The organism is Clostridium luticellarii, from assembly GCF_002995845.1.
In the GTDB taxonomy this organism is placed as follows: Bacteria; Bacillota; Clostridia; order Clostridiales; family Clostridiaceae; genus Clostridium_B; species Clostridium_B luticellarii.
In genome coordinates this window covers 1-13,840 of record NZ_PVXP01000077.1, presented here as the reverse complement: position 1 = coordinate 13,840, position 13,840 = coordinate 1, and the positions used below count along the sequence as shown (strand labels likewise).

The following is a 13,840-nucleotide window of genomic DNA, read 5'->3' as shown; positions in this document are numbered from 1 at the left end:
GAACTATATATTAATAATATCACAATTTTTTATCATGTCAAGATATTAATCCAGTATTTTTTGTAGAATAAAGAAGATTTATGATGATTTTCACTCCAGGCTTGAATAAGAATAAATTTTTTCTGTGAATTCTTGAAGATTGCCATTAAGATATATATAATTATTTTTATATGATAAATTTTTATAAAATTTGAATGGTGGTTATAAATATGACACATAAACCAACTGAAAGAGTTTTAAATATATTGAATCTTTTGTCTATCAGTACTAAAGGATTAACATTAACAGAAATTTCCGAGGCACTTAATATACCTAAAAGTACTCTTTATCCCATTATGCAGACAATGCTGGAGCGTAACTTTGTTTCTCTCGAAAAAAGTTCTTTAAAATACTCAATAGGAATTTCCGCTTTTTGTATTGGGGCATCCTACCCTCGAAATAAATATATGATGGATTTTATACAAAAAATAATGAAAAATATTGTAGGCAACATTGATGAAACTTGTCAAATGGGTATTCTTGATGGGGATAACGTACTATATGTATTAAAAGAAGATCCTGTAAAAGATATGGATATTCGCCTTATTTCCCATATAGGCAAACGAATACCAGCTTACTGTACAGCTTTAGGAAAAGCCCTACTGAGTGAACATACCATCGAAGAAATAAAGGCACTTTACCCTGAAGGCCTAAAAGCCATTACGAAAAACACCATAACGGATTTCAATATTTTAGAGAAACAATTAAAGAAAGTCAGGGAAACTCATGTGGCTTCAGAAGTTGAGGAAGTAACGGAATTCTTACGATGTTATGCTGTTCCTTTAACCTCAAAAGGTAAAATTATTGGAGCCATTAGTATAAGTATTCCGACTTTCCGTGCTACTGAAGAAAAAAACAAATTGGCAATTGAATTATTATTAAAGGCTAAAGAAAAAATTGATTCTGTTGGTTCGGACTAAATTCAATTATAAACATCAGAAGGTAATATATAAAACTCTAGTAATAAGAATAAGCATAGATGTCTACCACTAATATGATAGCTATCTATGCTTATATTGTACAAATCCATGCTTGTCCATCAGGACTTAGAATATCTTTCTATTTCTTTCTGTACTCATCAGGTGTTACACCTGTATCTTCCTTAAACTGTCTATAGAAATAACTTAAATTTGAATATCCGACTTTTGAAATAATATCTGACACTGAAAAATTTGAGTTTTTCAATAAATACTTGGCATGATCCAATTTTATTTTTCTTTGCAGACCTGTTAGTGTATCACCCATAATTTTCTTAATCAGTTTTCCCATATAATCCGTACTATAATTAAAGTGCTCAGCTAGAGTTTTAAGAGTTACATTTTCATAATTTTGCTGTATGTAGTTCACTATTTCAAGAGATATGCTGGAATCTATTTTATACACCACATTAGATGGAAGATATTCATTATAATGCCTTAAAAGTTCATTGAAAATCAAAACTATATAAGACCTTATGGCTGTTTCCATGCCGTTCCTTTTTTCATAATATTCAATTAATATATTTATCACAAAGCTCCAGATTCTCTTATTATCAGAGGTCTGAAAATATAAAAACTGTTTGAACTTATTCTTCTCATACAGGGATTTTACAATAAAGCTTGATATTAAATCATTATCTGCAATCTGATTCATGAATACCCAATTAAAAAATTCTTTTTTGATAAGAATATTTACAGCTATATCATCTTCCTTTGCCTCCTTGATGCTGTGTTCTACATTCATATCCATAAGAAGAATTTCACCTTTTTTTATTTCTATATTTTCCCCCTCGATAATTTGTTTTATACTTCCCGAATAAACAAACATCATTTCAAGATAGTCATGTTTATGGCTTTTAAATTCGACAAATCTATCGTGCTTATGTATTGATATGTCTTCTGATTTTTTCATGAGCTTGGAATTATTAATAACCCAGTAATTTTTTACTATCTTATTTGAAAAATGCTTTTTAAATTGTGCATTATAATTTTTATCTACCTTATATTTAGACAACTTTTTCAATGCCATTTCACTATGACTCAATTCTCTTAATTTTCTATCCAATTCTTCAATATCCAACATATCACCTCACTTGTACAAATTTAATCAGCAGTTAAATTAATCACCAATAACTAATTAAATTTTCAATCAATTAGTTATTGGTAATCTAACTCTTTTAAACTTAAATGATAATTCATCTTATCATTTACTAATAGTCATTTCCATACCTTTGCTCCTCTATTTCATAAACACTCATTCCTCTGGTTTCAGGTGTATATATCAATCCAATAATCAACTGAATAATTAAAACAGCCACTAAAAACATTCCTGTCTTTTGAAAACCAAGCGCTGTAAGCATAGTCGGAAAAACCAGAGAAATTACTCCAACTCCAGCACGCACCAAGAAAAATATAATTCCCTGCGCTTTACCTCTATATTGTGTTTTAAAAAGTTCCACACTCCAAAGTGCAAAGAAGCATTGTGCACTGAATCCTGCTGAAATGCCCCATAATAAATCGAAAAATATAAGTGAAAACCATCCCACAGGAGCAAAAACAAGAACAAGCCATGCTACAACTTCCATAATGCATCCTACTGAAAATACTATCTTACGATTCCATTCATCACCTTTCTTTATAAATACCAGATAAGTAAACAAGATTGTCATAAACCATATAAATGCGTTTAAAGCGTTGGATTGTATATTATTCAAATTGCCTATTTTAGTAAAAATATAGGGCAGGAAATATCCCTGCAGCCCGGCAACCAAATTCCATAAAGTATAAATTCCTGCTGAAAGAATAAATGCCTGTCTATTTGCCTTAATTGTAAATATTTCACTAGTTGGAGCTTTTACATATCCCTCTTCTTTTTCTTTTTCCTTTTGTTCCTCCCAAATTTTAGACTCCTGAATTTGCTGCTGTAAAATCCATGTAATCAATGCTACAGCGAATAACATTCCAAACATAATCCTATTTCCTAAAAGCCCCAGCCTATTTAAAAAAATAGACAAAATAAATATAGTCATAGGTGCGAATCCCCAGGAAAACTGACCCCATCCAATGTTTGCACAACGTTTTCCTGCCGATGCCTGTTCTCCAAGATAGCTCCACGATGCAGGAACCACTGCACCTACTGCTATGCCTGTGATAATATATCCTACAAGAAGCATGGGGAAATTCATGGATAAAGCTATAAGTGCAACACCAATCATATAGACCAGCAGATCATATCTATAAATAAATTTTCTACCATATTTATCAGCTAGAGGTCCTCCTATCAATGCCCCAAGTGCTGCACCAAATCCATTGGCACTAACCGCACCCAAAAGTCCCAGTGCCATATCATCTAGATGCAGGAAATTCATCCATAGGGTCAATCCGCTTGCACCTGCCACAATTGCACCTGCATCCAAAAAATTTGACATGGAAACTGTCAATGTTTCTTTAAAATTATTTTTTTTATCCGACATTAAAATTCCTCCACTCCATTATTATATATTGGTCAATCCATATGAAATACTTCTTTTAGATCCGTTGAGACAGGACTGTTGTCTGGATTGGTTTCCATTATATCTTTCATATAAGCCCACCATTTTTGACAAATTCTAGTTTCTGCACTTTCGTTCCACTTTTCCTCATTTTCTATTTCAAGGTAGCCAAATAGAATATTGGTTTTTTCATCTAAAAAAATGGAATAATTTTTTGCACCGTATTCATGTATCATGTCAACCATTTCAGGCCAAATCTCACTGTGCCTCCTCTGATATTCATCCTGGAATCCTTTGTATAATTTCATCACAATTCCTTTTCTAATCAATTTCTATCCCTCCCGCTTTTTAAATATAAAAACATATATACGATTTCAATATGCGTACACAGCATACAACATAGCTATTTCAAAAACATACCTCTCCGTATCCTGTGATACGGGAGGTTAAAAATTTATTTATTTGAAAGCTTTCTTGTATATATCAAGAATATCAGCTTCAGAAGTATCCCTCGGGTTTCCAGGTGTACACACGTCCTTGAAAGCAATCTTTGAAAGTTTTGAAAGATCTTCCTCTTTGGCACCAATTTCAGATAGAGTCTGTGGAATACCTATCTTTCTTGATAGGTTCCTAACTGCATCCACTGCTGCCTTCCTATACTCCTGGGAACTCATTTCATCTACATTTTCGGCTCCCATCTGACGTGCTATTTCTCTATATTTTTCTCCTGTTGAAGGTGCATTATATTCCATTACATATGGCAAAAGAAGGGCATTTGCAATTCCATGAGGCGTGTCATAGAATGCCCCCAGCGAATGTGCCATGGAATGAACTATTCCAAGTCCTACATTTGAAAAGCCCATACCTGCAATATATTGGGCAACTCCCATAGCTTCTCTTGCCTGTATATTTTTAGGCTCGAAAACTGCAGTCTCAAGATTCTTGGATATAAGTTCTATTGCTTTAAGCTCAAACATATTGGTAAGTTCCCAGGCACCTTTTGTAATATAACCTTCTATGGCATGTGTCAGTGCATCCATGCCCGTGGAGGCTGTAAGTCCTTTGGGCATTGAAGCCATCATCTCAGGATCAATAACCGCCATTATCGGTATATCCTTTGGATCAACACACACCATTTTCTTTACAGCTTCTTCGTCGGTAATTACATAATTTATAGTGACCTCTGCAGCTGTTCCTGCCGTTGTTGGAACTGCTATTATAGGTACAGACTTATTTGTAGTACCTGCTACCCCCTCCAGGGATTTAACATCTGAAAATTCTGGATTATTTGTTATAATTCCTATTGCCTTTGAAGTATCTATGGAAGATCCTCCGCCAATTGCAATAATAAAATCTGCCTTTGAATCTGCATAGCTTTTAACTCCTGCAGTAACATTTTCTATGGTAGGATTTGGTTTTACATTATCATAAATTTCATAGTCTATTCCCGCACCTTCCAATTTTTCCGTCACATTTTGTGCTACATGAAACTTAATCAAATCCTTGTCTGTAACGACAAATGCTTTTTTGAATTTTCTCTTTTTAACTTCCTCGGGAATTATGTCTATGGCTCCTTTTCCAAAATAAGAAGTTTCATTAAGAACTATACGATTTACCATCTGTAATCTCTCCTTGTTAAATAAATTATTTATATAAGAATTTTTCAGGTAAAGTGACATTAAATTCTTTTGCAAGGTCTCTAAAATTGTCGGCGGTTATGGTCTGTCTCTTTCCACCCATGGACAATACCTTCACAAGAATTTCAGCAGATTTTTCTGCAGTATCCATGAGTCCAAAGGCAAGGTCAAGTGTATCTCCTGCGGCAAAAGTCCCATGATGAGCCCATATTACTACATCAAACTCTTTCATCAGCTTGCTGGTTTCCTCTGCAATTGCCTTTCCACCAGGTACCATCCAGGGTACCACTCCAACTCCTGACGGAAATACCACCGGGCATTCTGTGGCCATCTCCCAAAGTTCCCTTGTAAATACTTTGCTGTCAAGAGGCAATACAAAAGTAAGTGCAATCAGATTAGTAGTGTGTGAATGGTATATGACTCTATTTTTACCACCTGTAATCTCTTTTTTCACTGAATGGCTCATAAGATGTGATGCAAATTCACTTGTAGGTCTGGCACCATCTAGAAGCCCCCATACTATTTTATATTTTTCACCTTTTCCATCTATCCTGACTATGCCTATATTGGCTTCAGGATCAAGTATTACATTTCTCATGTATTTTCCACTTCCAGTTACCAGAAAGTACTCATTGGCCAAATTGGGAACGGATACCTCTATAGGTGTAAACTCCGAATTTTCATCCAGTTCTCCCTTTATATCCTTTATTTCGTCTTCCGCTATCCTGTAGCTCAGATTCCCGCCGTTGCGTTCATGCCATCCCTTGAGCCATGCATCATAAGTGACTTTAATATAGTCTTTTACAAATTTCACATCTTCCACCTTCATTTTTATCCCTACTTTCTCTTAGATAATTCCTCTTTTTCATACTTTTTTACTTCATCAAGCCATGTTTCTTTTACAGGAACATTATTTATTTCACAATAATAATCCCATATGGCACCCATTGGATATGTCTTAAATTCCTCCATTAGAGCAAGTCTTTCAGTGTAATTTTCTTCATCCTGAAGTACCTTTAATTTTTGATTTGGAAGAAGCATAGCCGATAAAAGCGCCTTTATCATATTTCTGGCTCCTATAGCCCATGCAGCTATTCTATTTATGCTGGCGTCAAAGAAATCCAACCCTATTATCACCCTATGAAGGGCATTGTTCCTCACTATTTCCTTTGCAAGTTCCTTAAGTTCATCATCAAAAATTACAACGTGATCACTGTCCCAGCGTACTGGCCTGCTGACATGAAGCGCAACTTTGTCAAAAAACAGAAGCATTGATGAAATTTTGTCAGAAACTACTTCCGTTGGGTGATAGTGTCCTGTATCCAAAAGATTCAATATACCATTTTTTGCTGCGAAATTTAAATAGAACTCGCTTGAACCAACGGTATAGGATTCTGCCCCTATTCCAAAAACCTTTGATTCTACAGAATCAAGATTATATTTTTTATCTATCTTTATCTTTAATATCTCCTCAAGAGATTCTTTAAGGCGCTGTCTTGGACCCAGCCTGTCACTTGGTATATCCTTATAGCCATCCGGTATCCAGATATTTGTAAGACAAGTTTGGCCAAGTTCTTTTCCAAAATATTCTCCAATTTTTCTTGAGGCAACACAGTGTCTTATCCAAAAATCACGAATTTCCTTATTCGGGTGAGAAAGTGTCAGACCATCTTGGGCTTTTTCATGAGAAAATATTGTGGGATTAAAATCAAGGCCAAGTCCATTTTTTTTCGCCCAGGAAACCCAGTTTTTAAAATGTTCCGGCTTTATTTCATCTCTATCTACAAACTTTCCATCGGTTTCAGCATATATGGCATGGAGATTGATCTTATGTTTTCCAGGAATAAGACTAAGTGCCTTGTCAAGGTCTTTTCTAAGTTCTTCAGGATTCCTTGCCTTCCCGGGATAATTTCCCGTAGTGGCAATTCCACCTGACAGCTCCTGCTGATTTACTTCAAATCCTGCAATATCATCACCCTGCCAGCAGTGTATGGATATCTTAACCTTCTTAAGTTCTTCTAAAACATTATCTACATCTATCCCCCACTTTTCATATTCCTTTTTCGCCATTTCATATTTTTCTCTAATACTCATTTACTCTGCCTCCATCACTCAATTAAATTTTTTGATATCAAAAGAGTTTTTTATTAACTCTCTTATTTCACCTAGGTTTTTATATATTCCAAGGCTTAACAGCTGCGCTGAGATATTTCCTATGGCGGTTGCTTCCGACGGTCCTGCAAAAACTGTTTTTCCAGTGATCTCTGCCACCAGTTCATTTAGAAGATCATTTTTGCAACCACCGCCGAAAATATTTATTTTTTTAAACTTCTTTTCAAATATTTCTTCAAGAAACCCCACTGAAGTCTGGTAGCTGTGAGCTAAACTGTTGAAAACACAAAATGCAATTTCTCCTACTTCTTTTGGAATATCCTGACCTGTTTCCCTGCAGTACTCTTTTATTTCCTGGATCATATTCTGCGGCTTTAAAAATCTGTCATCATCCACATCGATTACTGACTTGAAATTCATATATTTTCTGGCCATATCCGCTATTTCTTCAAAACTGTATCTATTGTTTAGATTTCTTCTCACTTCTTGAATAATCCAGAGTCCCATTATATTTTTTAAAAACCTATACCTGTAATCTATCCCACCTTCATTTGTAAAATTGTATTCCATAGCCTGTGGAACACATATGGGGAAAGAATTTTCAACACCAATGAGAGACCAGGTTCCTGAACTTAAAAATATACTGTCATCCTCATTACAAGCCGAAGCTATAAAAGCTGACCCTGTATCATGAGATGCCACCAGAACAACTTCAGCATCAAATTCAAACTCTCTCACAAGCTCTTCTCTAAATCCTCCTAATTTTGTCTTGGGAAGATTTATTTCAGGGAAAATACTTTTATTGATCCCAAAAGTATCTAAAATATTATAATCCCAGATTTTATCAAAAGAACTCAAAAGCTGTGTGGTTGAAGCATTGGTATATTCTGCTGTTTTTCTGCCTGTAAGCAAGAAATTCAAATAATCCGGAATCATTAAAAAAGTCTTTGCATTTTCAAGGTAATCCTTATGATTTTCTTTAATTGAAAGCAGCTGGTACAATGTATTGAATCTTTGAAACTGGATTCCAGTGTATAAATAGAGCATATCTTTGGGTATTTTTTCAAAAGCTTTATCCATAAATCCTTCAGTTCTGTCATCCCTATAGGATACGGCATTTCCCAGTAAGGTATCCTTTTCATCCAGGAGCACAAAATCCACACCCCATGTATCTATTCCTACGGTCTTCGGAACCCTGCCTATACTTTTGCATTTTTTTATTCCATTTTTAACTTCATTAAATACCCCTGCAATATCCCAGCAATATTCACCATCTATCTTTTTTATTCCATTTTCAAATCTGTATATTTCTTCAATTTTCAATTTTCCCTGTTCCAGGTGGGCTAAAATATGCCTTCCACTGGAGGCGCCGATATCTATACCTAAATAATATTCCATAGCTTATGTCTCCTCTTGTTAATTAAAGCTTGATAATTTAAACCTCAAAATATTTCATAATTCCTGGACTTCATGACTTCAAACATAGTTTTGCTCTATTTCTCATATTTTATTGTTCCTTTGAATTAAATTATATCCCAGCCTAATTGCCATTACATTGTCCTGAAAAGCTTTACTTATTGTCAAAATCCGATTTATAGCATTTACATATGTCTAATATTAATAGTAATAGTATATACAGGATCTTGAATTTTATTTGAATCAACTGTAACCTTTCACTTGTTCAAAAAAAACCTTATATATGTTTCAAATGTGGTGAAACGTGTTCAAAATCAAATGAAACGATTACATTAAAATTTGCTGTATCACTTCTAATTTCCTATTGGCATCAATAATGCTTATATAAATTAATAAAATATTGGATTTTGCAAAACACCAATTATTTTTAAGAAATGGAGGTAATTATAAATGGGATTTACTAATTCTGCAATAGGTAATAATTTTATTTCAGAAAGAATGGATCGTCTTCCAGTATCAAAAATACACTACAAAATTTTATGTCTAACCGGACTTGGAATGTTCCTGGACAGCTTTGATATATATCTTGCCAGCAGTGTGTTAGGCGCTTTATTAAAAAATGGATGGTCAACAATAACTTTAAATGCCACTTTTATTTCAGTATCATTTATAGGTCTTTTAATAGGGGCTCTGCTTACAGGATTTCTTGGAGACAGGTATGGGCGTAAATTTGTATACAGGCTTAACCTTTTGATCTTTGGAATAGCATCTTTATTTGCTGCAATTTCTCCAAACATGACCTTCTTAATAGCTTGCAGAGGAATAATAGGTATAGGTCTCGGAGCTGAAATAGTTACGGGGTATGCATTGCTTGGAGAATTTGTTCCTGCAAAAGTCAGAGGGCGATGGGTTTCCACCTTGTCTTTGATAACAAATATAGCTGTTCCCGGCTCCGCATTACTTGGATTTATCATAATACCAACTATAGGCTGGAGATATATGTTTGTATTTGTAGGTATATGTGCATTGATAGTCTGGTATCTACGAAGGGTAATACCTGAATCGCCAAGATGGTATGAATCAAAGGGAAGATATGAGGATGCAGAAAAGACAGTAGAAATGTTCGAAAAAAGCGTGGAAGAAGAAAAAAATATAAAGCTTTCACCTATAGATACATCAGTAGCCCTTGAAAATGAAGAACATGTTCTTAAAACTCAAGATAGTTTCTGGGATCTGTTCAAAGGTAAGATATTGTCAAGAACACTTGTGGGATCAATAACTTTAATTACAATAAATACACTTATATATACTTTTATAACCTGGGTTCCAACGTTGTTCCTGAAAAATGGTATAAATCTTTCAAAATCATTGGGATATACCACTATAATGATGATCGGTGCCCCGCTGGGAGCAATAATAGGTGGTTTTATTGTAGATAGATTTGGCCGCAAGTGGTGCATAGTGTCATTCATGATTCTAGCAGGTATTTTAGGATATGCATATCCAATTCAAAACAACATGTCAATGATATTGATTTTAGGTTTCTTATTGACAATAAGCATATATATACTTGTAACAATTGGGCTGGCAGTATATGTACCTGAGCTCTTCCCTACAAAAATAAGACTCAGAGGGACAGGGTTCTCAAACGCTGCAGGAAGATGCGCAACTATATTTACTCCATATGGTGTGGCCTGGCTGCTGAACAATTATGGTACACAGCCTGTATTCACTTCACTTGGAATACTTTTGGCCTTCACTGCCATTATAATTGCCCTATTCGGCATAGAGACAAAGCAAAAACCATTAGACGAAATTTAAGATATGATTTTAACATATCTTGTTTAAAATAAATAATTTTTAGGAGGAAATCGTTATGGGTAAAGGAAAGATAATAAGAAATTTCATAAAAAAAGGAGAACTATTGGTTTCACCAGGTGCATTCAACAGTATTTCCGCTAAAATAGTAGAACAGGCTGGGTTTAATTCTGTATATATGACCGGTTATGGAGCTGCTGCAAACCTATTGGGTTCACCGGACATAGGACTTTTGTCAGTATCTGAGATGACAAAACAGCTGGCGTATATGGATGAAGCTGTAAATATACCTATAATAGCCGATGCGGATACAGGATATGGAAATGTATTAAACATGTACAGGACTGTTAAAGAATATGAGAAAGCAGGAGCTGCTGCAATACAGATAGAAGATCAGTCCTGGCCAAAGAGATGCGGACACATGGATGGAAAACAGGTCATATCTGCTGAAGAAATGGTCTCCAAAATAAAAGCAGCAGTTGATGCAAGACAAGATGAAGACACAGTCATAATAGCAAGAACCGATGCACTGGCTCCTCTGGGATTTGATGAAGCAATAAGAAGAGGAAATCTATATAAGGAAGCAGGCGCAGATGTAATATTTGTAGAAGCTCCGCCTGACGCAGATAAATTAAAGCAGGTGCCTAAATTAGTAAAAGCGCCTATTCTCGCCAACATGATAGAAGGTGGAAAAACACCTGTACTTTCAGCCAAAGAACTTCAGAATTTAGGATTTGCAATAGCTATCTATCCCCTTTCGACTCTATATGTAATGACAAAAGCAGTTAAGGAACTTCTTCAAGAGCTCAGAAAAACCGGTACAACTCACGGAAAAATAAATGATATGATAGACTTTCCTGAGTTCAACGAGATTGTGGAGCTGAGCAAGATAAGAGAAACTGAAAAAAAATACAGTAACCTTTAATTCTTTAAAATATTTTCCTTTGTATAACTTTACACAAGTAAAAAATGTATCCGGATATTTTTCATACCGGGTACATTTATTTTAACTTAATATTCCATAGTTTTTCATTTTACGCCACAGTGTGGTTCTGCTAATATTCAACTTCTCAGCCGCCGCTTCCCTGTTACCGTCAGTTTCAGCCAGAGCATCCAAAATACATTTGATCTCTGCCTCTTTATCTGTTGAAATTTGGGATTTTTCTTTTTTGTATATCTTGTTTACAAGTTCATAAGCATTAAAATAGCTATAATCTTCACTCCCTATAAAAACAGATATCCTTTTCAAAACATTTTTAAGCTCTCTTACATTTCCCAGAAAATCATAGGTCATCAGCACCTTGAATATTTTCTCCCATTTATCTCTGTACCTTTCATATAAGCCTGCAAATTCTTTGGATATGAGTTCTCTGGAAATTTCAGGTATATCCTCCCGTCTATTTCTAAGAGGTGGGATATGAAGCTCAAGAACATTCAATCTATAGTAAAGATCCTCCCTAAATTTCTTGTCTAATACCTCCTGCCATAAATTTTTATTGGTAGCACTTATTATTCTAACATTTATGGGAATTATCTTATCACTTCCAATTCGCATAACTTCTTTTTCCTGTATTACCCTTAAAAACCTGGACTGTAGACTTTTCGGCATTTCTGCTATCTCATCGAGAAATATGGTTCCATTATGAGCCAATTCAAATAATCCAATTTTACCACCCTTTTTAGCCCCTGTAAATGCACCGCCTTCATATCCAAACAGTTCCGATTCAAGGAGATTTTCCGGAAGTGCAGCACAATTGACGGCAACAAAAGCCTCATTTTTACGTCTGCTGGCATTGTGTATACTGTTGACAAACAATTCTTTCCCTGTTCCAGATTCACCTGTAATAAGAACTGTAAAATCACTTCTGGCATATTTTTGAGCAAGGATTATGGATTCCCTTATAACTTTTGATTTCCCCTTTATGTCATCAAAGGTGTACTTTGCCACAAGTCCTTTAGCATAAATTTCTCTTCTAACTTTACGTTCTGAATTCTGTATGGATTTTATATCCTGAAAAGTAGCCACAGCTCCCTTAAATTGACCGTTTATCACAAGAGGCACCCTATTTGTAAGAATCGTCTGACCATTTATTCTCTGTATCTGGTTTATCTCCTCACGTTTAGTAATCATTATTTTGTCAAGCCTGGTATTTTCTATGGTCTTGTCAACAGGCTTTCCTATTACATCTTTCCTGCTTATTCCCATTATCTTTTCAGCCATAGGGTTATAGACCTGTATTATATTGTTTTCATCAGTAGCCATTATTCCACTATATGCATAGTTTAAAATGGCATTCAACTGAATATTTCTATATTTCTGTTTTCCAATGGATTTTTGAAGCTGTATAGCATAATTTATAGCACTTACTATACTGTCCTTTGAATAGATGAATATTGAATTCAAGCCGATCTCATCACAAATATCGCATACCATACTGGCTCCTATAACAGTACTTATGCCAGCTTTTTTTAGATCACTTAACATATTTTTTAACTGGTCATAGTCATCAAAACATTTCGAAATTATATCAATATTGAATATATGTTTATAGAGTTCAAAATCTGTAATGGGTTTTTTATATGTCAATATAGCCACATTATCTGAACTCTGTTTTGCAGCTGCAAGATCCTCCATTATACCAAATCCAGAAATCTTTATCTCTACAATGGAGGCTTCCGGTATATTGTGCCTTAACATTTCCAGGTTGCTGCTTCCAGCTAAAAACACATCTATGTCATTATTTTTCCACAGCTTTCTGGCAATATTCACGGTATCTTGAAATTTTGAATTTATCACATATACATTTTTCAAAATATCCTCACTTATATTCGAGTATATGGCTTTTGTGAGTCTGTCATAGCTCATAATTGCAACTTTCTGTTTCATCAAAACACTTCCCGTTATTATAACATCTCCACTACAGTCATTTTACTACATAAAAATCACTTGATCCAGCAATAAAAAACATTTAAAATATCTTCCAGATTCTGAATCCCGCCGCAGCCTTTAAACAATCCATTTTCTTTAATACATTTAAACCAATTATCATCGCTCTTTCGTACACACACAGTATCAAAGTTTTTGGTCTCATAGGCTGTATCAAATAGATCGATGCATACACACCAGCCGCAGTTATCTGTAGTTTCTATCTGTATTCCAGTAGAGATACTGCTCTTGGATATATTTTTATACCATTCTTGAAGGACCTCTATAATCAGCATAATCTACTCCTTTTGTCAAATATATGTATTATATTTATATAAATATAATACTACATATATAATCATATTTCAATATATAGTTTTAATAACTACATATTGATTATGAACGCATTTCACAAATATTGTT

Annotated in this window: 12 protein-coding genes; 3 read left to right on the top strand and 9 right to left on the bottom strand. The window is 34.6% G+C overall.

The window, feature by feature from the left end; genetic code table 11:
- The first annotated feature begins 209 nt into the window (after positions 1-209).
- Complete coding sequence (locus CLLU_RS16030; protein WP_106010785.1) at positions 210-959, top strand: IclR family transcriptional regulator; 750 nt, start codon at positions 210-212, stop codon at positions 957-959.
- 139 nt (positions 960-1,098) lie between these two features.
- Here the strand turns inward: CLLU_RS16030 and CLLU_RS16025 are convergent, their stop codons facing one another.
- From CLLU_RS16025 to rhaB, 7 genes are all read right to left on the bottom strand, one after another.
- Complete coding sequence (locus CLLU_RS16025; protein ID WP_242977702.1) at positions 1,099-2,100, bottom strand: AraC family transcriptional regulator; 1,002 nt, start codon at positions 2,098-2,100, stop codon at positions 1,099-1,101.
- 127 nt (positions 2,101-2,227) lie between these two features.
- Entirely contained in the window at positions 2,228-3,490 is a 1,263-nt protein-coding gene (locus CLLU_RS16020) for an MFS transporter (protein ID WP_106010783.1), read from the bottom strand.
- A gap of 32 nt (positions 3,491-3,522) precedes the next feature.
- Positions 3,523-3,837, bottom strand: coding sequence for an L-rhamnose mutarotase (gene rhaM, locus CLLU_RS16015; protein WP_106010782.1), 315 nt, complete (start codon positions 3,835-3,837; stop codon positions 3,523-3,525).
- Positions 3,838-3,966: 129 nt separating this feature from the next.
- Positions 3,967-5,127 carry a lactaldehyde reductase gene (gene fucO, locus CLLU_RS16010; protein WP_106010781.1) on the bottom strand — a complete coding sequence of 387 codons (1,161 nt, stop codon included), beginning with the start codon at positions 5,125-5,127 and terminating at the stop codon, positions 3,967-3,969.
- 25 nt (positions 5,128-5,152) lie between these two features.
- A complete protein-coding gene (gene rhaD, locus CLLU_RS16005; RefSeq protein ID WP_106010780.1) occupies positions 5,153-5,974 on the bottom strand; it encodes a rhamnulose-1-phosphate aldolase in 822 nt (273 codons plus the stop codon).
- A gap of 8 nt (positions 5,975-5,982) precedes the next feature.
- Positions 5,983-7,239, bottom strand: a complete 1,257-nt coding sequence (gene rhaA / locus CLLU_RS16000; RefSeq protein ID WP_106010779.1) for an L-rhamnose isomerase — start codon at positions 7,237-7,239, stop codon at positions 5,983-5,985.
- Positions 7,240-7,257: 18 nt separating this feature from the next.
- On the bottom strand, positions 7,258-8,655 hold the full coding sequence (gene rhaB / locus CLLU_RS15995; RefSeq protein ID WP_106010778.1) for a rhamnulokinase: 1,398 nt from the start codon (positions 8,653-8,655) through the stop codon (positions 7,258-7,260).
- Positions 8,656-9,123: 468 nt separating this feature from the next.
- Between rhaB and CLLU_RS15990 the strand changes: the two genes are divergently transcribed.
- Positions 9,124-10,494: an MFS transporter gene (locus tag CLLU_RS15990; RefSeq protein WP_106010777.1), complete on the top strand. Its 1,371-nt coding sequence runs from the start codon at positions 9,124-9,126 to the stop codon at positions 10,492-10,494.
- A gap of 55 nt (positions 10,495-10,549) precedes the next feature.
- Positions 10,550-11,416 (top strand): isocitrate lyase/PEP mutase family protein, encoded by an 867-nt coding sequence (locus CLLU_RS15985; RefSeq protein ID WP_106010776.1) that lies wholly within the window; start codon positions 10,550-10,552, stop codon positions 11,414-11,416.
- 81 nt (positions 11,417-11,497) lie between these two features.
- On the opposite strand, the gene CLLU_RS15980 is transcribed toward CLLU_RS15985, so the two are convergent.
- Both CLLU_RS15980 and CLLU_RS15975 read right to left on the bottom strand, forming a co-directional pair.
- A complete protein-coding gene (locus CLLU_RS15980; RefSeq protein WP_106010775.1) occupies positions 11,498-13,378 on the bottom strand; it encodes a sigma 54-interacting transcriptional regulator in 1,881 nt (626 codons plus the stop codon).
- A gap of 56 nt (positions 13,379-13,434) precedes the next feature.
- Positions 13,435-13,713 (bottom strand): Imm53 family immunity protein, encoded by a 279-nt coding sequence (locus tag CLLU_RS15975; protein WP_106010774.1) that lies wholly within the window; start codon positions 13,711-13,713, stop codon positions 13,435-13,437.
- Positions 13,714-13,840 lie beyond the last annotated feature (127 nt).